Below are 20,396 nucleotides of genomic sequence, written 5' to 3'. Positions count from 1 at the left end.
GAACTTTATGCACAACGAACTAAAAAATAGCTATCAAGAAATTATCAGTGCCGTCGGTGAAGACCCACAACGTGAAGGTCTACTCGACACACCAAAGCGTGCTGCAAAAGCAATGGAGTATTTAACCAAAGGCTACCGTGAGACGCTGGAAGAAATAACAAACAATGCAGTGTTTTCATCAGACGCCGACGATATGGTTTTAATTCAAGACATTGAGCTTTACTCAATGTGTGAGCACCACTTATTACCTTTCGTTGGCCGCTGCCACATTGCATACATACCAAATGGTAAAGTGCTTGGGTTGTCTAAGTTTGCACGCATCGTGGATATGTTTTCTCGCCGTTTTCAAATACAAGAGCAACTAACTCATCAAATTGCAAAAGCAGTGGAAGAAGTGACAGGCGCTAAAGGAGTTGGTGTTATTGTTGAGGCTAAACACATGTGTATGATGATGCGCGGCGTAGAAAAGCAAAACTCAAGCATGCGCACTTCTGTTATGCTGGGTAACTTTAGAGCAGATCCTAAAACCCGTAACGAGTTTCTACAATTGATTAAAGGCTAACGAATGGCTAATGCAATTATAAATGTAACTAACCTGAGGTTGCGCACTTTTATTGGCTTTAACCCTGAAGAACGCGAAAAAAAGCAGGATGTAGTGATCAACTTAGAGATCCACTATCCTGCTGATCAAGCCTGTGAAACCGATGAAGTAGAGCAAGCATTAAACTACAAAACAATTACCAAGCAAGTGATAAGCATTGTAGAAAATGGGCATTTTTTGTTATTGGAAAAACTAGTCGCAGAGATACTCGCTGTATGTCACAGTCATAGTAGTGTTAATTATGCAAAAGCACGTGTGGATAAACCTCATGCGTTACGCTTTGCCGACTCGGTATCTCTTACTCTTGATTGGAGAAAATCTTAGAGCAGGTTATCCAACCCTACGGCAAAGGCCAGCACCACCAAATAGCGTGCTCCTTTGCCCAAGGTAACTAACCATAAAAAAGTCCACCAGCGCACCTTAAAAATTCCCCCAACCACAGTCAAAGGGTCACCAATAATTGGCAACCATGCAAATAACAAGCTATAGACGCCATATTTTTGAAAACGAGTTTGCGCCTTCTTAATACCTTGTTGAGAAACAGGGAACCATTTACGGTCTTTAAAGCGCATCACTTGTGTGCCTAGCCAATAATTAACACAACTGCCTAATACATTCCCTATCGTTGCACTTACCCATAATAGCCAGAGTACGTAGTCGCCTTTAGTGATCATAGCGGTAAGTACTATTTCAGATGAGCTAGGTAATAAGGTAGCCGATATAAATGCAGTAAAAAATAATGTTAAATAAGCCATTCAAGCCTTAAATGATACATATAAAAAACCCAGCTTGCCGCTGGGTTTTAAGTAAAAATTGCGTTGTTTATTTTATCAAATTAATACTAAATGGATAGCTAAATGGCTTCCCATCATTGGTTTTTATCGCGCCAATAACAACCATTATAAATGAGAATATGGCCACTATCGGTAATAAAATAGCGCCAATTGCGACAATCATTAATATAAAACATACAATGTAGGCAATTAACATCGTGATTTGAAAATTAAGTGACTTTCGACCATGTTCTGCGACAAGTGGCATATCTTCTTTTTTAATTAACCATACAATAAGCGGCCCAATAACACTGCCCATTGGTATAATAAAGCCTGCCAGTGCGCTTAGGTGACAAAGCATCGCCCATGTACGCTGTTCTTTATCAGCCAGTACAGGTTCAACCGTTTGATTCTCTTCCATTATAATCTCCTTTTTTTGTTTATAGTGACCGTTTTAGGGCATAATGTCTATAAATCACTCACCTTAAAAAGGAATTTAGTAATGACAGCTTACATAATGCGTATAGCAACTATATGTATTTTACTGGTCGGATTATCGGCATGCTCACAGACTAGCGGCACATCGACGACGCAACCTATCCTAATTACTCATAAAGGCTATGAGACCTACTTAAAAATAGGCGATAATTTCACACAAACTCATTTTATAGATATTTATAACAACGACGTTCGTCTCGGTGAAAAGAAGAAGCTAGTGATACTTTTTGCCACTTGGTGCTCAGACTCACAACGCCTTATTAAACAGCTTCAACAATCCTCATTGAGTAAAGATCCACAAGTGCAGATCATTGCTATTGGCCGAGAGGAAAGTGCGGCAACACTTATGCAGTTCAAACAAGAGTATAATATTGCTTACTCACTTATTGCTGACCCACAGCGCGCAATCTACAACCAATATGCTAACAAAGGAGTCCCCCGTCTAATCCTGCTGGATGAGAGTAACCACGTCGTAAAAACACTCATTGGGGAAGATCCTAATTCGCTGCAAAAAGTCAGTTGGTAGCCTGTGATAAAAAAGTGATAACTTTGTGAGGCTTTCATGATGTTGCTATTTGATACTAAAACTGACTCATCAAAAACAGGAACTAACAATGAAAGCCTCAACATTTACTGTTGCAGTAATAACTGCACTTGCTAGCCAATCTTTATCGGCTGCAGAACTTGATTTAAAACTTACAAACCTTACTCAAGGGTTGCACTTTACACCCATTTTAATCACCGCGCATGCTAGCGACGATACCTTATTTGAAGTTGCAATGCCGGCTACAACAGCATTACAAACCATGGCCGAAGGCGGCAACTTGGCACCGCTTATAGATCAAGCAAATGCTGCAGGCAGTGATGTTATAGCCAACCCAGCTGAGGGGCTTCTAGCACCAAGCACATCTACAATGACCACACTAATGACGGCTGAAGCGAATGAATACCTGTCAATCACAGCAATGCTGTTGCCCACTAATGATGGTTTCGTTGGCCTGAATAGTTGGAAAATACCCAAACAAGCTGGCACTTACTCGGTCTATTTAAATGCCTATGATGCGGGTACAGAAGGCAACAACGAGCTTGTTATTGAAGGTTCTGGAGCACTAGGTACACCGGGTATTCCCGCAGCACCTGGAGGTAATGCAGGCAGTGGCGGCACTGGCTTATCAAGCTCAGATAGCAATACCATGATTCATATTCACCCTGGAAACCTTGGTGATGACGATTTAGCGGCAGGAGCAAGTGATTTAAGCAATACCGTACACAGATGGTTAAACCCTGTAGCCAAACTAACCGTTACAGTTAAGTAGGAGCAATGCTATGTTAGCCTTTAATCGACCTTTAATGATTATTGCTCTTGCGGGTACTTTAGCAGCCTGTAGCGATTCAAATGATAACGATGATGACGTTACCCCAACACCAGAGCCTGTCAGCTATTCGTTTACACTACAGGTGAGTAACCTAACTGCTGGGCAACCGTTCTCACCCATTGCAGTCATAGCTCACACCGAAGGAACACTTTGGAAAGTTGGCGACCCCGCTACAACAGCCTTAGAGAGAATGGCTGAAGGGGGTGACAATAGTGTGCTATTACAATTTGGTTCAGCTATTGCTAATATCTCAGGCGATGCTCCTGTTGCACCAGGCGCAGAAACAACATTAACCATAACCACAGACAGCATTGAAGAATTAAAATTATCACTAAGCACCATGATGGTGAATACAAATGATGGTTTTACCGGTCTTAATGCTATGGATGTGTCTTCGTTAGCAGTTGATCAAACATTAACACACTTCACATTCGCTTATGATGCTGGTACCGAGAGTAACTCAGAGGCTTCAGGCACAATTCCCGGCCCAGCGGATAGCGGAGAAGGCTTTAATGAAATTCGAGATGATGTAAATGTTATTGCTATGCACCCAGGTGTGGTGAGTCAGCAAGACGGACTAACAAGCTCAGTATTAAGTAGTGAGCATAAGTTTGATAATCCGTTAGCAAAAGTGGTTATTACGCGGACACAGTAATTTATTTCAGGGCGAATGGATGCGCCCTCTCATAGAGATAACTGTATGCAACACGAAAAAATATTAATAATCGAAGATGACAGAGCGATTAGACAACTAATCGTCACACAGCTTGAGCCACTAAACCTTCATATCGATCAGGCTGACAGTGGTGAAGTCGCTTTAAAAAAAATAACGAAACAATCCTATGGCTTATTATTGCTCGATATTAATTTACCACAAATGGACGGCCTGAGTTTATGTCGAAAAGTTAAAGAACATTATCCAACAATCGCCGTGATTTTACTGACCGCCCTAAGCTCAGATATGGATCGGGTTATCGGCCTTGAAATGGGCGCAGATGACTATATTTGTAAACCCTTTTTTGCCCGTGAATTACAAGCCAGAATAAAAACTCAATTACGTCATCGCGCGCAATTACTCGCGGCAAATGCAGTTGATGAACACGTTACCAGCTCTGAAAAAAGCATACAGCTTGGTTCGTTACATATTGAATTTGCCAGCCACCAAGCTTTTTTAGCCAAGCGCGCTATCAACCTCACCGCTACTGAATTTGATTTACTTGCTTACTTTGCCCGTCACCCAAACCATGTTTTTAGCCGCCAACAGTTACTTGATCAAGTATGGGGTTATCAACACAGTGGTTATGAACACACCGTAAATTCTCACATAAATCGCCTACGTGCAAAATTAGAGCAACACCACCAAGCACCTTTTATCGAAACCGTGTGGGGGGTTGGCTACAAACTAAACCCTAGTCAGTTGAGTAACTAAATAATGAGAACGACATTTAATTTTTCTTTGTATCAAAAATTGGCTTGGTCTTTAGTAATCATATTTGGTTTTATATGCGCCCTAGTTTACGGCTGGAGTAAACAACTAGAGCAAAGCTCACAACATCACGCAGAACAAAACTTACACATACACCTAGCTGAGCACTTAGTACAAGATAACCCTCTCATTAAGCAGGGTATTTATGACTATAAAGCACTTGAAAACCTGTTTCATACTTTGATGTTGCTAGGCCCTGCATTTGAGTTTTACTTTGTTGACCCACAAGGAAAAATACTGACCTATTCAGCACAGGCAGGTAAAGTTAAACGCACGCATATCGACCTGTCTCCTTTAAAGCGATTAATTAATGACGCCACATTAACCCCACTCTATGGTGATGATCCGCGCGATAATAATAAGCAAAAAATATTTTCAGCCGCCGCAGTGTATAACCAAGGTCAACTACAAGGCTATATGTATGTCATCATTGGTGGTGAAGCTTACGACACAACGTTAAATAGAATAAAAGCCAATGACAGCCTTTATCTCAACGCAATCTGGCTCATAGCAGCATTATTATTTTTATTAATCGCCATGTTGTTACTGTTTAAGTTTTTTACTTCCCCCATTAAGCGCTTAGCCAATGATATAAGTCGCATTGAAGCGGCAAACTATCAGCTGACTGATTTTAAACTACCAGTCTATGGCAATAAAAATAATGAAATTGGCCATTTAAGCAAAGGCATACAAGCGATGTTAAACCGTATCGACGAACAGTTTAAAGCCTTGCAACAAAGTGACTTACGCCGAAGAGAGTTACTTACACATTTGTCACATGATTTACGTACACCACTGGCTTCTTTGCAAGGTTTTTTAGAAGTGCTTACCAGTCCATCAAGACATTTATCCACTCAAGAACGGCAGCATTACTTGGCTGTTTCAAATAATAACTGCCATCAGCTTAAACTGTTAATTGAGCAAATTTTTGAGTTAGCAAATCTTGAAAATGGCCAAGTAAAAATTAAAACAGAAACATTTAATTTAGGTGAACTGATTTATGACTGCATTGCAAAGTTTAGTCTATCGGCTCAAAGTAAGGGGATCAGCTTAGGAGTCGAGCCTGCTATTTGTGATTTTACTGTGGTTGCCGATATTGCAAAGCTTGATCGAGTACTCAGCAACTTAATCGACAATGCCATACGCCATACTAATCAAGGTGATAGTATTAATATACGCGTTAGTCAAAAGCATACATCGCAATTATATGTCGATGTGAGTGATACTGGGGTAGGGATTAATAACGATGAACTGACTGCTATTTTCGAACCTCATTACCAAGGTCGAAATTCAAATAAAGCGGGACGCCAGCAAGGGGGGTTAGGTCTGGCTATTTGCAGAGGGTTACTCAAACTTATGGACAGTGAAATTTATGTACATAGTGAACTAGGCAAGGGTACGCAGTTTAGGTTTTACTTAACGCAAAAAATAAAGGCATGAGTCAAATCACGCCTTTATTGATAACCGTTTTGACTATTGCTTAATACCCGCTAAATCAAGTATAAACGCATAGTTAAACGCAGTATCTTGTAGGCTTTTAAAACGCCCCGATGCTCCGCCATGCCCTGCTTCCATATCAATTTTGAATAGCAGCTTATTATTGTCTGTTTTATACTCTCGTAGCTTTGCAACCCACTTTGCTGGTTCAAAATATTGCACTTGTGAATCATGCAAGCCCGTAGTAACGAGCATATTTGGATAGGCTTGTTTGCTTACCTGATCATACGGTGAGTAAGACAACATATAGTCATAATACACTTTCTCGTTTGGGTTACCCCATTCACCATATTCATTGGTTGTCAGCGGAAGGCTTGCATCAAGCATAGTTGTCACTACATCAACAAACGGTACAGCAGCAACCATACCTTGATACAGTTCAGGCGCTTGGTTCGCCACGGCGCCCATTAGTAAGCCACCCGCACTGCCACCCATGGCAAATATGTTGTTTTCGTCACCATATTGCTGAGTTACTAACCCTTTAGTGACATCAACAAAGTCATTAAATGTGTTCTTTTTATTTAGTAACTTTCCGTCTTCATACCAAGGGCGGCCCAACATTTGTGAACCACGAATGTGGGCTATCGCAAATACAAAACCACGATCAAGTAAACTTAAGCGCGAACTTGAGAAGCGCGGGTCCATCGTTGCACCGTACGAACCATACGCATATTGCAATAACGGATTAGTGCCATCTTTTTTGAATTTATCTTTACGGTAAACAAGGCTCACTGGCACTTTCACGCCATCTCGAGCAGTAATAAATAACCGCTCTGATGCGTAATTATCAGCATTAAAATCACCCACTACGGCTTGTTGCTTCAATAAGGTTTTTTCTGTGCTATTTAAATCAATATCATAAGAGGTACCAGGCGTAGTCATGCTTGCATAGTAGACACGTAAACTAGGGTTATCTAGTTCATTATTGCCGTAAGCATGAATCATATAACTGCTATCGTTAAAACCCAGAGTTTGCTCATCACCCGATGTTAAATTACGGATAGTTAAGCGAGATTGCCCCATCTCACGCTCTTTATAAACAAGGTGATTGGCAAATAACTCGATACCTTCTAACTTCACGTCATCACGCGCAGCAATAACCGTTTGCCAATTCGCTTTATCGTTCGCTTTGTCTTTATGCACCTTCATTAACTGAAAGTTTACTGCATTTAGGTTAGTCACGATGTAATACCAATCACCGTGTTTAGCAATATCGTATTCTAGGTTTTCTTCACGTTCAATCAAGCGCTTGGGCTGTGCTTTAACGTTATTGGCATCAATCACTGAGACACCTGATGCACTAGTACTTCCATGCCAAATATAAATTTCTTGTTTATCTTTACTCTTGCCAAGGCCAGTGTAATAACTGGTATTAGTTTCTTCGTATACCAGCTCATCTTGTGATTGTGGAGTGCCAAGCGTATGGCGGTAAACTTGATAGCCTAATAATGTCTGTAAGTCTTTTTTAATGTAATAAAACGTTTTATTGTCGTTTGCCCACACCACATCACCGTCAGTCCCTTCGAGTTTATCTTCAAGTAGCTCGCCGGTGGTTAAGTCTTTGACTAAAATAGTGTATATACGGCGACTTACCGTGTCTTCACCATATGCAAGTAAGTTCCCATTGGGGCTAACTGTTAGGCCTGTTGCGGCATAGTAATCGTGGCCCATCGCTAATTCATTAACGTCTAAGATAACTTCTTGCTCGGTACCTTTGCCATCTTTAGCGCGTACATAAGTCGGGTATTCGTTGTCGCCACGCGTTTGCGATGAATAATAGTAGCTTCCGTTCTTTGTTGGCACTGAATCATCATCTTTTTGAATACGCCCTTTGAGCTCTTCAAATAACGTTGCTTGTAGCTGTGTTGTGTGCGCGAGCTGCTGCTCAGTATAAGCATTTTCAGCATTTAGATGCGCTATTACAGCAGGCTCTTTTCGCTCATCATCACGCATCCAATAATAATTATCGATGCGTGTATCACCATGAATCGTCATTTCATGAGGTACTTTTTTTGCAACAGGCGCTTTTACTGCTGCTTGAGTAGCAACACTGGTGGCTGTCATCGAAGTTGATTGTGAGCTCTGCTCTGGTGCTTTATTACAACCAGAAAGTACGGCAATAGATAATGCAGCCAGTGCAAAAGAATGTATTGGTTTCATAAATTTCCCTAAGTATTGTTATTTTTCCACCATGGCTAATATATATAAATCTTTCTGACTTACCTATATATGTTTGTAAAGCAATGTAAAAAGGGAGCCGAAGCTCCCTTTTAAAACATAACTAATTTACTAGTCTGCAATTACTTTTGTTTACGACGACGCATAAACGCAAATGGTGCAGCAAGTAATGTTAACCAAGTTAATGAACCTGCATCACCGTCGTTGTCATCATCATCGCTACCAACAACGTTTTTAACACGAACTTCAACAGTAGCAGCTTCTGAGCTGTTACCTGCAGAATCTACTGCAACAACATTAAACGTAAACATACGTTCGTACTCGTAGTCAATTTCACCTGCAACAACAAGCTCACCTGCGCTGTTAATGGTTACACGATCGGTTCCTGATACTATAAACTTAGTAACAGGCGAAGTATCAGCATCTGGATCACTAAACTTTAATGAACCGATAACTGTACCGAAAGGTGTATTTTCATCAACTGTAAAGCTCTGACCTTGTTCAACAACAGGTGTATTTTCTGCTGCATCTTCAGTAACAGTGATAACAACATCAACCGCTTCAGATGTATTTCCAGCACTATCTACAGCGGTCACTTTTAGTGTGATTTCTGACTCGACATCAAAATCGATTGCACCACTAACAGTAATTTGACCTAAGCTATCAATTTCAAAACCATCATGACCTTCTACAGAGAAACTTTCAATTGGTGTCACCTCTGTATCCGGATCAACCGCTCTTAATTGACCAATAACGGTGCCTACAGCAGTATTTTCTTGCACTTTAAAGGTTTGGCCAGCTTCAACTACAGGCGTAACTTCATCACCTTCATCTGCAACATTAAGGATATTAATCGTTACTACCTCAGGAGCAGACTGGTTAGCGTCTTCATCAATTGCCACAACCGTTAGTTCAACGGTGCTTTGCTCTTCAAAGTTTAGTGCTTGTGCAACTCTTAACATACCTGTGTTATCAATAGTAATTGCATCACTACCTTCAATTGTAAACATGGTAATTGAGCTGTTATCTGGATCAGTAAAGCTCAACTGTGCAATTTCTGTTGCAATCATCGCGTTTTCAGCAATTGAAAATACTTGCCCAGGATTGATAACTGGCGTTACTTCAACAGCTTCATCTGCAATATTAGTAATGTTAATTGTTATTAAAGCTGGTTCTGATGTTTGACCTTTTATGTCAATAGCTACAACAACTAACTCTGCTGTCTGGGCGCCTGTTTCAAAATCAACAAGGTCACTATTAGTAACCGTTACTTGGCCATCGTTGTTAACACCAAATCCTTGATGCGTTTGTGATTGGACATAATACTCTGAAACTTCAAAATCAAAGTCTGATTCAACCACATTAAGTTGACCAATCACATGACCATTCTCTGAGTTTTCAGCTACTTCAAAAACAGTGCTTTCAAGTACAGGTAATGTGCTGCTTGGTAACACTAAATCTTCAGCTGTCACTACTTCTAAAACATCTTGCAATGTATTCGCAGTGAAAGCGAACGGTGTTGTAGCGTTAACAATCGCTTTTTCGCCTGGCGCTAGAGAACGAACAGGAGTGTCGCTTCCATCTATTGTAGTTAATGCAACCGGCTGCACTTGATTAAATGGCGTGCTACCTACAAGGCTGTCAGTTTCAAAATAAACGCCTGATTGGTAACTCGCATAACCAACAGATGCTTTAATATTTAACGTATCACCGATATTATCAGCAGTTAAGCCTAATATGTTACTACATGCTGAGAATGTAATGGTGTCTTCACCTGCTGAATGGTACAGCGGGGTTACGTATTGCAGCGTTTCGTTTCCATCTACATCAATAGAACCAATTACTGTACGTGAGCGACCTGGCGATGCTGTTCTACGACCACGATCATTGTAGTTTTGCATTAATACATCATATGAACCATCGTTGTTCGTATCGATATCTAAGCGATATCCTGCTTGGAACACATGCGTCAGTTCATCACGAAGCTGAATCGAAGAGGTAACTAAAATACCCGATTCACACGCTTCTAAAGGCAGAATATTAAATGTTGTAGATAAAATATTAAATGGTGCTTCAACAGCTGATTTCTCTTCACCAACCGCAACTATATTTTCACTCAGTGTAGATACTGTCGTCGCACCCGTGTTTTCAACAACAAGTTGCATCTCATCGCCCACAACCTCTGCCGCCACATTTAGTGATGAGGCCGCTTTAGGTAATACATGATAAACAACATGAAGAGCATGATCAGATTCAGAATCATCAACATCGTCAAATACAAGTGCGCCATCAAACTCAACAAGTGTCAGCTCACCACTACGTTCTTCGATATCTTGTGCAGAGAAAGGGTTTGAAAGTCCCCACGCAGGAAGTTTCCTAGGATCAACCGTTAATGTTACGTCAAACTCTACTGTTTGACCCGCAGGAACGGTTACATTTTTAGGTAGCTCCCAACTAATTGCGCTACTGTCTTCATCGTTGCTGTAGCGTGCTTCAGTTCGTAAGTTATATGTTTTTTCTTGCGTAGAAAAGTTTTTAACTGTGACGGTTTTAGTGAGTGATGTCACCTCGCTCATACTTTCAAGACCAAATGAAAGTGCCGCTTGGTTAGTATTGTACTCTGGGTTACTGACCCAGGCAGCCACAGGTAAATTCACCGCTTTTTCAACATCGACTAAACCTGCACCAATCATGCTGATAGGCGCTAATTCGCTGTCAGGCTTAGCATTACGAGACTCGTTTGTAACATTTAAATTTGCCGAGTTCATTAATGTTGCTTTAATTTCTGACGCATTACGGTCTGGGTGCGCTTCACGAACAAGGGCCACAGCACCAGCAGTAATTGGACCTGAGAAAGAAGTACCCGATGCTGGAGCGAGTTGATCTTGCGTACCTGTGGCGGCAACCATAATACTGGTTCCAGGAGCTGTGATTTCAGGTTTTAACAAACCATCCATAGACGGGCCACGAGATGAGAAGGTTGCAACAGCACCAGCAATATTATCAACTTTACCTTCGAAGCTATATAATGGTTGCTCACCGACTTCTAGTGCAGCCTTCAATTGCTCGCCAACCTCTTGTGTAACGGATACAGTACGAATTGTTACTAATTCAGCGGAGCCAGGACTACCGGTCATACCAGGTGCGACACCAGGTACATTATTAGCTATAACAATAAATGCAGCTCCATTATTTTGGGCATTCAACGCTTTAACAGAGAAACCACAACCACCACGGTCAATAATTACTGCTTTGCCTGTAAAATCAACCTCTTCACCAAATGCTTCACAACCATTTTGATTTGCGTCCGGGTATACAAGCTCTGCATCTTCATGACTAAATTTAAATTCACCTGTTAAGCCAAAAGTTGCAGCGCCTACATTGATATTCTCACCATTGACACTACCTAATAGTATATCTTGCTCTAAAGTCGGGTGTGTCATTGCACCCACTGATAATGCATTAGGAGTCGTTGATGGACCACCGATTCTAAATGGGTGATCACCATCATTACCAGCAGAAATTACAACATTGACACCTAAGTCAACAGCTTTTTGAATCAAGTACTGCGAACCACCATCAGTGTAAGTGCCACCAAATTCACCACCTAAAGACATATTTACAACGTCAACACGATCTGAAATATCACCATCACCATTTGGGTCCATTGCTGACTCAAGAGCAGCAGCTTGTGCTGCACTTGGGCAACCACCACCACAAACAGAGTACACGTATAGCTCAACCTCTGGAGCGATACCTGTCACAGAGTGAGATACTGATGTACCGTGACTTGTCGGTGCGTCTGCTTCTGTAGGTGTCTCGGGATCATTTTCAATTGGATCTGCGTCATCACGAATATAATCATAACCGCCTTGTACTATGCCCTGCGGCCATGCTACTGAAGTTGGATCTGCTTGAGCTGCATCGTACGCCTCAATAGTTCCTGCACCTCCAAAAACCTGATGAGTGTAATCAATACCAGTATCAAGTACTGCCACTTTTTGACCTTTACCTGTCACAATACCATTATTAACCAACGGTGAAGCGTTTAGATAATCGGCACTTGCAGCAACATGTAACTCATAGTCATACATAGGTAAAACTTTTACTACTCGATGATCTTTCGCAATTTTTTGTAATGCATTTTGGCTAGCTTGCACAATTAACGTTGGAGCTAATACTTTTGTTTCGCCTATTACCTTTGCGTCAAAGTCGAGGCTGCTTAGTTCTAATTTAACCTGAGTTTGTACTTGCTCAATCTGAGCGATTGACGCTCTGCTGTCTCCCGCTTGATAAGTACCTTGCGCCATCAGATCTGCAGCTGTTGTAGCTCTTAAAACAATCATATGAGCAGAAGGCTCTTGTTTTACATGTTCTGCTTGGCTCAAAGCCGATGAGACAAAGTTATTTAATGCAGCAATTTCATTTGTTGTTTTAGCGCTAACTGATGTAGCTATTAGTGCTGATGATACCGCAATCGATAAAGCGGTTTTTGTAACTAACTTGTTAGACATAAATTCCCCTGGTGAGATTATTGTTATTTATTGTTCCAATACAGGAACAGTAGTCCCGAATACTACACCAGCAATAAACAAAAAAACAACATACAAACAATAAATGTTACAAAAACTCCTCGTATAAAAAAAAATACCGCCAGTTGGCGGTATTTTTAAAAGTTAAATTTTAGTGCTGTAGTTTATTTTTGTTTACGACGACGCATAAACGCAAATGGTGCAGCAAGTAGTGTTAACCAAGCTAATGAACCTGACTCATCATTGTCATCGTCATCATTTGCACGTAGGTTGTTAACATCTATTTCAACACTTACCGCTTTAGACACGTAACCTTTACTATCTTCTGCTTGAACACTGAAAACAATTTCACTGTCAAACTCATAGTCAATCTCACCCATGGTTACAATTGAGCCATCTAACTCAACTTTAACTAAAGTAGTGCCAGATACAATAAAGCGAGTAATTGGCGAAATATCAGCATCTGGGTCAGAAAATACAAGCTGACCTAAAACAGTACCAAGCGGTACATTTTCATCAGTACGGAACTGTTGACCACCCTCGATAACAGGAGCATGTGCTTTAGGATCGGCAGTCACATTTAACATCACCGTTGCAGTCTCTGATTCAAGACCGCTATCATCCATCAACATAACTTCAAGAGCAATGGTAGGTGTTTCGTAATAGCTCATGCTACCAGATACGACTAACTCACCCTTGTCGTTAATACTAACTGCATTAGTATTAGTTACTTTACCACCAGAAACCATTGTTGCTGCACTTTCAAATAAAGTGTGGTCAAGCATACCGATAACTGTGCCCTCTGGTGCAGTTTCAATAACACTAAATTTTTGCCCAGGAGTTACAACTGGTAACTCATCAGCATCATTAGTTATCATCACTTTGATAACAGCTTCTTCTGATTCAGTGCCTAACAAATCAGTGGCTTTAACAGTGATCATAATCTCTTTAACTTCAGACTCAAAATCTAACAAGCTACTGTCTTCAACCATGATATCACCAGTTTCTGCATCAACCATCAAGCCAGGTGCAGACATACCAACAACTGTGTATTCTGTAATACGAAGCGCTGGCTCTTCCACAAACTCAACACGGCCGATAGTAATACCGTCTAGTGCCATTTCATTGATAGAAAGCTCAGATGCTACAATATTTGGCACCATTGGCACCTCAGCAGTTTCAGTAATACTGTTAAGGTAGACATCTGTACCATTCGCAGATGTAAGAGCAAAATCGCTTTCAGCTCTGAATACCGCACTTTGTCCCGGAGCAAGCTCTGATACTTTCATTTCTGAATCTTCAGTCGAGACTAGGTCAACTCTAGGAGCTCCGGTAAAGACTGTAGAACCCGTAACACTGTCAGTTTCAAAGTAAACACCAGCTTGATAGCTTGGGTAACCAACAGAAGCCTGAACATTAATTTGGCTGCCAAGCATACTTGCATCTAAACCCATTAACTCACTACAACCAGAGAATGTCACTGTGTCTTCGCCTGCAGCATGGTACATAGGTGTGCCCCACATCCATCCGTCATTACCATCAGCATCTATTGTACCTATTAATGTACGGCTACGACCTGGAATTGCTGCAGAACGACCTACATCATTTAAGTTCATCATGAAGTGATCATATACGCCATCGTTATCAGTGTCTAAGTTCATGCGAACACCAACTTGGCGCATATGAGTAATTTCGTCACGTAGTTGGATTGAAGAGGTAATAAATACACCAGAATCACAATTCTCAGACGTATAAGCAGCAAATGTAGTACTTAAAATATCGAAGTCTGCTTCAGCATTTTCTTCACTTGTTGCGATAACGCTTTCTGCAATCGGGTAAGCAGATGCTGAACCAACGTTAGTTACAACTACCTCTACAACGCCATTAACCTCTTCATAAGCAAATTCAAGCTCGGCACCTGCTTTAGGTAGTGCATGGTAAACAACGTGTAAATCATGGTCAGTATCAGTTGTTGAAACATCATCAAATACTAATGCACCATCAAATTCTGCCATTGTTAAAGAAGGACTACGTGCAGCTAAATCATCAGCATCAAATGGGTTTTCCAACGTCCAGTCATGCAACATCGCTGGAACAACTGTCATAGTTACATCAAATGTGGTTTCTTCGTTTGCAGCAACCGTAACACTACGTGGGATATCAAAGCTTACTGCACCTGAGTCAGCATCATTCATGAAGCGCTCTTCAATACGAAGGTCGTAAGTTTTATCTTCGTCAGAGAAGTTTTTCAATGTAACAGTTTTAGTGAAACTGCTCATTTCAGTCATACGCTCAAGACCAAATGACAATGCAGCTTGAGCTGTTTGGTACTCGTCATCCACAACCCATGCAGCAACCGGTAGGTTAACCGCTTTTTCTACATCAACTAAACCTGCACCAATTAAGCTGATAGGCGCAAGTGGTGAATCAGGGTTGATTGTAAGTGGGTCAACAGTAACGTTAAGGTCTGCAGCATTCATTATTGTTGCTTTGATTTCAAGCGCGTTACGGTCAGGGTGAGCTTCACGAACAAGTGCTACTGCACCTGCAGTGATTGGACCTGAGAACGAAGTACCTGTTGCTGGTGCAAGACCATCTTGCGTGCCAGTTGCAGCAACCATAATATCGGTACCTGGCGCTGTAATTTCAGGCTTTAATAAGCCATCCATTGATGGACCACGTGATGAGAATGACGCAACTGCACCGGCTGTTACTTTACGCTCAACCATGATGCTGTAAGTCGCTGCATTACCAGCATCTAACTGCGCTTTCATCGCGGCACCTGCGGCAAAGTTAATACCTACGTTACGAATAGTAACATCAGCATCAAAACCACCCATTGGTGCAGGTGTACCGTCATCCGTGTTATTCGCGATGAATACAAATGCAGCACCACGCGCTTGCGCGTTAAGTACTTTTTGAGTAAACGCACATGCGCCACGGTCGATTAGCACAGCTTTACCTGTGAAATCAATTTCATCAGCGAATGCTTCACAACCATTTTGGTTCGCTTCTGGGTAAACAACTTCAGCGTCAACTTCTGTCATTTCAAACGCTGTTTGCGGACCAAAACCTGAAGGTTGGATTATAGTTTCTTCACCAGCGATTGTGCCAGATGCAACACCAATATCATTCGCAGGGTGAGTCATTGCACCTACAGAAAGTGCATTAGGCGTTGTTGATGGGCCACCAATACGGAACGGGTTATCACCATCATTACCTGCTGAGATAACAACGTTTACGCCAGCTTCAACAGCTTGCTGAATTAAAAATTGAGTACCACCACCGATGTAAGTATCACCGAATTCGCCACCTAAAGACATATTAATTACATCTACATGGTCAGATGTGTCGCCATCACCATTTGGATCCATTGCCGCTTCAAGTGCTGCAGATTGTGCTGCACCAGGACAACCGCCACCACATACTGAGTAAACATATAGCTCTACGTCAGGGGCAATACCCGTTACAGAGTGAGAAACCGATGTACCATGGCTTGTAGGCGCGTCTTCTTCAGTGGGGGTTTCCGGGTCATTTTCAATTGGATCAGCGTCGTCACGCATAAAGTCGTAACCGCCCATTACCTGACCTTGTGGCCATGTTACCATAGTAGGATCAGACTGCGCTTCATCATATGCTTCAACAGTACCTGCACCACCAAAGATTGCGTGAGTGTAATCAATACCAGTATCTAGCACAGCTACTTTTTGAGTTGAACCAGTATACATACCGCCAGTAACTACTGGAGTCGCTTTAATGTAATCTGCTGAAGCAGCAACATGTAGGTCATAGTCAAACATTGGTAGAACACGGTCTACGCGCGGATCGTTTTTAATTTTTTCAAGTGCACCTGGGCTTGCTTGAATAATAAGGGTCGGTGCTAGTATTTTAGTTTCACCTAGAATTTTAACATTTAAGTCAAGGGAGAATAACTCATCTTTAACTTGGCTTTGTAGGGTTTGAACGTTGTCGTAGCTTGCACGAGCACTCGAAACACTATAAGTCCCTTGCTCCATCATATCTGCAGCTGTGGTTGCTTTTAATACCACTAGGAAAGACGTTGGCTCTTTTTTATCAGCTACGTCAGCTTGAGAAATTGGTGTATAGCCTTGATGCTTTAAAGCTGATTGATTAATTGAATTTGCATTCGCAGCACCTGCAATAAGTACGCTGGTGACAGCTGTTGCAACTGCGGTTCTTTTTATTAAATTCTTAGACATGATTTCCCCTGGGATATGTTATGTTTTATGTTGTCTACCGTGAGTATAAACATATACTGTTGCCTAATATAAAACTACCGCACAGAAAATGGCAACAACACAGTTACAAATGAATTACAAACAAAGAACAAACGCCCCAGCAAGAGAAAGTAAGAACCTGATTTAAAACAAAATAAATAAAAAAAACGAATTGTGAAAGATTGTAAATAATAAAGTAGACAATTGTTAACCGTACCACTTAAGGAAACAAATGAACTCAGAAGTTATCAACATATTAACAATGGCCAAAGTAATACAAACCGCGGTAGCGCCCGTTTTTTTAATTACGGGTATTGCAGCCACGTTAGGTGTACTTTCTAACCGTTTGGCTCGCATAACAGACCGTGCTAGGCAACTTGAACGAAAATTGAAAGTGAGTATCGACGAAGAGTTTAATATATCGCTTACTACTGAGCTTAGAGCCCTACTCAAACGCTCTCGCTGTATACATGTGGCATTTAGTTTGAGCGTATTAAGTGCAGTGCTAGTATGCGCGGTGGTTATGTTATTGTTTTTATCTCATATCCAAGCTGTTAATCTCGGCGTTACTATTGGTAGCTGTTTTGTCGGTGCTATGGCGCTGTTGATTTGCGCATTTATGTCGTTACTAGGTGAAGTATTCTTAGCCACACGCAGCATGCGCAGAGGAATGATATTTGCTGATATTGATATCAATGATTAAGAGTTGATATCAATGATTAAGAGTTGATATCAATTATTAAGAGTTGATATCAATGATTAAAAGTTGATATCAATGATTAAAAGCTGATATCAACTTTTAATAAAAATACAGCGGTTAAAGCGCGATTAAGTTTAACCGCAATACACTTGTATTATCATCACAGCTAAGATAAAACTACGTCGATACAGCTTATATTATCTCTGAAGGGGCAAAAGGAATGAAATTAAAACATATTTTTTTAGGGGCGGTACTATCAACCCTAACACTGGGTGCATCAGCTAACGCAACATTTGAAGACCCAAACGACGCCATTGAATACCGCCAAGCAGCATTCTCAATGATTCGCGTGCAAATCGGTGACATGGGTGACATGCTCAAAGGCAAAGTAGAGTTTGACGCCGAGCGCTTTAAACACCGCGCAAATAACGCCGCTGCATTATCAAAAATGCCATGGGAAGCATTTGGTGCAGGTACAGATAAGGGCGATACGTCTGCTTTACCTGCAATTTGGAGCGATAACGAAACGTTCATGAAAAAAGCAGCTTCATTTCAACAATACGCTGATAAATTAGCTGTTGCTGCACAAACTGGTGACAAAAAACTTATTGCTAAAGCGTTTGGTCCTTGGGCTAAAGGCTGTAAAGATTGCCATAAATCTTTTAAAGACTAAGATATACGGACTCTACAAAAAACGGGGCCAATAAGGCCCCATTTTTTTCTCGATTTTTTGCTCAACTAAACAAATAGCTTAATGGTTCAACGCCCCACGTTGCCATTAACACAATGAGTAAGGTTACAAAAATAATAAATGCGAACCAAGGCGCTTTAACAACTTCAGCATCATCACTTGATTGTGTCTGTTCAGCTCGACCTGTGATCATTGCTTTAACCAGCTGCTTGCCTTTTATACGATAAATAATAATGGCCACAACGTGTAAAATAATCGCGTAAAACAGCAGATCAAAGTTATTATGATGAATCCAACCAGCCCACTCAACCACATTACTAGAGGCATATTGCACCAAAGGCCCATCAGTTAGAATGTCGTCCGTGGTCATCAAACCGCTAATTAGTTGTGTCAAAATTAAAATAAAAAATGAGATAACCATATAGCTACCAGCTGCTCCATGTCCTGGCTTAGTATCACCGATCTTGAATGACTTTATCGCAGCAATGGGTGAATGCAATAGAGCGCTCAACTTTGCAGTTTGGCTACCAATTACTCCCCAGACCAACCGAGTTAACAGCAAAGCTAATGTGAAGTACCCCGCGATAAAGTGTAATTCCATCATGCCCTCTTCAGCACTAAAATACAGCGTCGCAATCGCTACAACGAGCAACCAATGAAAACTGCGGATGAAGCCATCCCACACCTTAAGCTTCTCCATACTTACCTCTTTAAACATCAATTACTAAACTTTCGCTAAGTTACCATCTTTACTGTTCAGAGTTAATTGATCTATGGCAGACTACAAGTATTAATTGAATGACAAATATAATAACAATGAAACTAAACACAAAGCGCGCCTTACTAAAAGGTTTTTTAGACATGCTCCCACTATGTCTAGCGGTAATACCTTGGGGAATATTATGTGGGTCACTGGCAGTCCAAAATGGCTTTAGCGCGTTTGAAACTCAAGCTATGTCGCTGTTAGTCTTTGCCGGATCGGCACAGCTTGTTGCTATTGAACTGATGGCAGGTAATACACCCTTACTGACGATTCTATTTACCACGTTTATCATTAGCTCTCGTCATTTTTTATATGGCTTGGCTGTGCGCCACAAAGTGATTGATCAACCGCTACGGTGGCGACTACCAGTGAGTTTTGTACTTACAGACGAATTGTTTGCTTTTTCTCACCACCGTAAGGCATATCGAACTCAAACACGTTTAATTTATGCCCTAAGTGCAGGGTTTAGTTTTTATATAGCATGGAACTTATGGACGCTTATTGGCATTGTGGCAGGCAGTTTATTACCAGATTTAACAAACTTAGGATTAGATTTTGCAATCGCGGCAACCTTTATTGCTTTAGTGATACCTGGCATTAAAAATCTTGCCACCTTATTTACAGTAATTACTGCAGGTATTATTGCGACCATTTTAAAAAGCTTACATTTTGAGTTTTGGCTTGTGGCAGCGGCCTTAACGGCAATGTCCGTAGGTTACATTGTGAGTCGTTTACAGACAAAAAAGGAGCATAACCAATGATGACCACTATATTACTTATGGCCTGCATTACATTTTTTACTCGCTATCTATTTTTACACAGCGCTTTACCATTTAAGGTAGGCCCTAAAATGCAGCAGTTTCTCAGTTTTAGCGCTCCCGCTGTACTAACAGCGATTTGGGTGCCAATTGTGTTTGTGAATGATGAAGGGATTAATTTAGATTGGCAAAACCCATACCTAAGTGCAGCAATTGCAGCGATTATAGTGGCCTATAAAACACACAACATTTATTACACCACGGTGGTTGGTATGGGTTTATTTTTAATATTAAGCTAAGCGCGT

At 41.1% G+C, this 20,396-nt stretch carries 17 protein-coding genes; 11 read left to right on the top strand and 6 right to left on the bottom strand.

Annotated elements, in window-relative coordinates; all coding sequences use genetic code 11:
- Positions 1-7: 7 nt before the first annotated feature.
- Together folE and folX are read left to right on the top strand one after the other, a co-directional pair.
- On the top strand, positions 8-562 hold the full coding sequence (gene folE / locus ACFI4Z_RS10465) for a GTP cyclohydrolase I FolE (RefSeq protein WP_099295229.1): 555 nt from the start codon (positions 8-10) through the stop codon (positions 560-562).
- A 3-nt stretch (positions 563-565) separates the two neighbouring features.
- Positions 566-925: a dihydroneopterin triphosphate 2'-epimerase gene (gene folX, locus ACFI4Z_RS10460; RefSeq protein WP_462670539.1), complete on the top strand. Its 360-nt coding sequence runs from the start codon at positions 566-568 to the stop codon at positions 923-925.
- Here folX and ACFI4Z_RS10455 read toward each other — a convergent pair.
- Both ACFI4Z_RS10455 and ACFI4Z_RS10450 read right to left on the bottom strand, forming a co-directional pair.
- Positions 922-1,356, bottom strand: coding sequence for a YqaA family protein (locus tag ACFI4Z_RS10455; protein WP_462670538.1), 435 nt, complete (start codon positions 1,354-1,356; stop codon positions 922-924). The genes folX and ACFI4Z_RS10455 overlap by 4 nt on opposite strands.
- A gap of 67 nt (positions 1,357-1,423) precedes the next feature.
- Positions 1,424-1,795, bottom strand: coding sequence for a DUF4870 domain-containing protein (locus tag ACFI4Z_RS10450; protein WP_462670537.1), 372 nt, complete (start codon positions 1,793-1,795; stop codon positions 1,424-1,426).
- Between the two features lie 81 nt (positions 1,796-1,876).
- On the opposite strand from ACFI4Z_RS10450, the gene ACFI4Z_RS10445 reads away from it, so the two are divergent.
- The 5 genes from ACFI4Z_RS10445 (at position 1,877) to ACFI4Z_RS10425 (ending at position 6,174) form a co-directional block, all read left to right on the top strand.
- Positions 1,877-2,398 carry a TlpA family protein disulfide reductase gene (locus ACFI4Z_RS10445; RefSeq protein ID WP_462670536.1) on the top strand — a complete coding sequence of 174 codons (522 nt, stop codon included), beginning with the start codon at positions 1,877-1,879 and terminating at the stop codon, positions 2,396-2,398.
- Positions 2,399-2,486: 88 nt separating this feature from the next.
- On the top strand, positions 2,487-3,188 hold the full coding sequence (locus tag ACFI4Z_RS10440) for a spondin domain-containing protein (RefSeq protein ID WP_462670535.1): 702 nt from the start codon (positions 2,487-2,489) through the stop codon (positions 3,186-3,188).
- A gap of 10 nt (positions 3,189-3,198) precedes the next feature.
- Positions 3,199-3,903 (top strand): spondin domain-containing protein, encoded by a 705-nt coding sequence (locus tag ACFI4Z_RS10435; protein ID WP_462670534.1) that lies wholly within the window; start codon positions 3,199-3,201, stop codon positions 3,901-3,903.
- A gap of 45 nt (positions 3,904-3,948) precedes the next feature.
- Positions 3,949-4,677: a response regulator transcription factor gene (locus ACFI4Z_RS10430; RefSeq protein ID WP_462670533.1), complete on the top strand. Its 729-nt coding sequence runs from the start codon at positions 3,949-3,951 to the stop codon at positions 4,675-4,677.
- Between the two features lie 3 nt (positions 4,678-4,680).
- A complete protein-coding gene (locus ACFI4Z_RS10425) occupies positions 4,681-6,174 on the top strand; it encodes a HAMP domain-containing sensor histidine kinase (RefSeq protein WP_462670532.1) in 1,494 nt (497 codons plus the stop codon).
- A gap of 33 nt (positions 6,175-6,207) precedes the next feature.
- Here ACFI4Z_RS10425 and ACFI4Z_RS10420 read toward each other — a convergent pair whose 3' ends face one another.
- The 3 genes from ACFI4Z_RS10420 to ACFI4Z_RS10410 all read right to left on the bottom strand — a co-directional run bounded on the left by ACFI4Z_RS10420 (position 6,208) and on the right by ACFI4Z_RS10410 (position 17,161).
- The gene (locus ACFI4Z_RS10420) at positions 6,208-8,391 is read right to left on the bottom strand and encodes a S9 family peptidase (RefSeq protein ID WP_462670531.1); all 2,184 of its coding nucleotides are present in this window, start codon (positions 8,389-8,391) and stop codon (positions 6,208-6,210) included.
- A 140-nt stretch (positions 8,392-8,531) separates the two neighbouring features.
- The gene (locus ACFI4Z_RS10415) at positions 8,532-12,923 is read right to left on the bottom strand and encodes a S8 family serine peptidase (RefSeq protein ID WP_462670530.1); all 4,392 of its coding nucleotides are present in this window, start codon (positions 12,921-12,923) and stop codon (positions 8,532-8,534) included.
- Between the two features lie 182 nt (positions 12,924-13,105).
- Positions 13,106-17,161: a S8 family serine peptidase gene (locus ACFI4Z_RS10410; protein ID WP_462670529.1), complete on the bottom strand. Its 4,056-nt coding sequence runs from the start codon at positions 17,159-17,161 to the stop codon at positions 13,106-13,108.
- Positions 17,162-17,411: 250 nt separating this feature from the next.
- Here ACFI4Z_RS10410 and ACFI4Z_RS10405 point away from each other — a divergent pair, with 250 nt between their 5' ends.
- Together ACFI4Z_RS10405 and ACFI4Z_RS10400 are read left to right on the top strand one after the other, a co-directional pair.
- A complete protein-coding gene (locus ACFI4Z_RS10405) occupies positions 17,412-17,882 on the top strand; it encodes a DUF2721 domain-containing protein (RefSeq protein WP_058561121.1) in 471 nt (156 codons plus the stop codon).
- Between the two features lie 217 nt (positions 17,883-18,099).
- Complete coding sequence (locus ACFI4Z_RS10400) at positions 18,100-18,552, top strand: c-type cytochrome (RefSeq protein WP_135474492.1); 453 nt, start codon at positions 18,100-18,102, stop codon at positions 18,550-18,552.
- Between the two features lie 61 nt (positions 18,553-18,613).
- Here ACFI4Z_RS10400 and ACFI4Z_RS10395 read toward each other — a convergent pair whose 3' ends face one another.
- A complete protein-coding gene (locus tag ACFI4Z_RS10395) occupies positions 18,614-19,270 on the bottom strand; it encodes a cytochrome b/b6 domain-containing protein (RefSeq protein ID WP_462670528.1) in 657 nt (218 codons plus the stop codon).
- 116 nt (positions 19,271-19,386) lie between these two features.
- On the opposite strand from ACFI4Z_RS10395, the gene ACFI4Z_RS10390 reads away from it, so the two are divergent.
- Positions 19,387-20,094 carry an AzlC family ABC transporter permease gene (locus ACFI4Z_RS10390; RefSeq protein ID WP_462670587.1) on the top strand — a complete coding sequence of 236 codons (708 nt, stop codon included), beginning with the start codon at positions 19,387-19,389 and terminating at the stop codon, positions 20,092-20,094.
- Positions 20,091-20,390, top strand: a complete 300-nt coding sequence (locus tag ACFI4Z_RS10385) for an AzlD domain-containing protein (RefSeq protein WP_099295214.1) — start codon at positions 20,091-20,093, stop codon at positions 20,388-20,390. The genes ACFI4Z_RS10390 and ACFI4Z_RS10385 overlap by 4 nt, the downstream gene beginning before the upstream one ends.
- Positions 20,391-20,396 lie beyond the last annotated feature (6 nt).

Source organism: Pseudoalteromonas sp. RWi3 (genome assembly GCF_054960735.1).
Note: the sequence above shows the minus strand (reverse complement) of the source record. Positions and strands in the feature narration are given on the sequence as shown.

Excerpts from the sequence above, each read along its gene's own strand:
- folE (WP_099295229.1), top strand. The coding sequence starts at position 8 with ATGCACAACGAACTAAAAAATAGCTATCAAGAAATTATCAGTGCCGTC.
- folX (WP_462670539.1), top strand. The coding sequence starts at position 566 with ATGGCTAATGCAATTATAAATGTAACTAACCTGAGGTTGCGCACTTTT.
- ACFI4Z_RS10455 (WP_462670538.1), bottom strand. The coding sequence starts at position 1,356 with ATGGCTTATTTAACATTATTTTTTACTGCATTTATATCGGCTACCTTA.
- ACFI4Z_RS10450 (WP_462670537.1), bottom strand. The coding sequence starts at position 1,795 with ATGGAAGAGAATCAAACGGTTGAACCTGTACTGGCTGATAAAGAACAG.
- ACFI4Z_RS10445 (WP_462670536.1), top strand. The coding sequence starts at position 1,877 with ATGACAGCTTACATAATGCGTATAGCAACTATATGTATTTTACTGGTC.
- ACFI4Z_RS10440 (WP_462670535.1), top strand. The coding sequence starts at position 2,487 with ATGAAAGCCTCAACATTTACTGTTGCAGTAATAACTGCACTTGCTAGC.
- ACFI4Z_RS10435 (WP_462670534.1), top strand. The coding sequence starts at position 3,199 with ATGTTAGCCTTTAATCGACCTTTAATGATTATTGCTCTTGCGGGTACT.
- ACFI4Z_RS10430 (WP_462670533.1), top strand. The coding sequence starts at position 3,949 with ATGCAACACGAAAAAATATTAATAATCGAAGATGACAGAGCGATTAGA.
- ACFI4Z_RS10425 (WP_462670532.1), top strand. The coding sequence starts at position 4,681 with ATGAGAACGACATTTAATTTTTCTTTGTATCAAAAATTGGCTTGGTCT.
- ACFI4Z_RS10420 (WP_462670531.1), bottom strand. The coding sequence starts at position 8,391 with ATGAAACCAATACATTCTTTTGCACTGGCTGCATTATCTATTGCCGTA.
- ACFI4Z_RS10415 (WP_462670530.1), bottom strand. The coding sequence starts at position 12,923 with ATGTCTAACAAGTTAGTTACAAAAACCGCTTTATCGATTGCGGTATCA.
- ACFI4Z_RS10410 (WP_462670529.1), bottom strand. The coding sequence starts at position 17,161 with ATGTCTAAGAATTTAATAAAAAGAACCGCAGTTGCAACAGCTGTCACC.
- ACFI4Z_RS10405 (WP_058561121.1), top strand. The coding sequence starts at position 17,412 with ATGAACTCAGAAGTTATCAACATATTAACAATGGCCAAAGTAATACAA.
- ACFI4Z_RS10400 (WP_135474492.1), top strand. The coding sequence starts at position 18,100 with ATGAAATTAAAACATATTTTTTTAGGGGCGGTACTATCAACCCTAACA.
- ACFI4Z_RS10395 (WP_462670528.1), bottom strand. The coding sequence starts at position 19,270 with ATGGAGAAGCTTAAGGTGTGGGATGGCTTCATCCGCAGTTTTCATTGG.
- ACFI4Z_RS10390 (WP_462670587.1), top strand. The coding sequence starts at position 19,387 with ATGAAACTAAACACAAAGCGCGCCTTACTAAAAGGTTTTTTAGACATG.
- ACFI4Z_RS10385 (WP_099295214.1), top strand. The coding sequence starts at position 20,091 with ATGATGACCACTATATTACTTATGGCCTGCATTACATTTTTTACTCGC.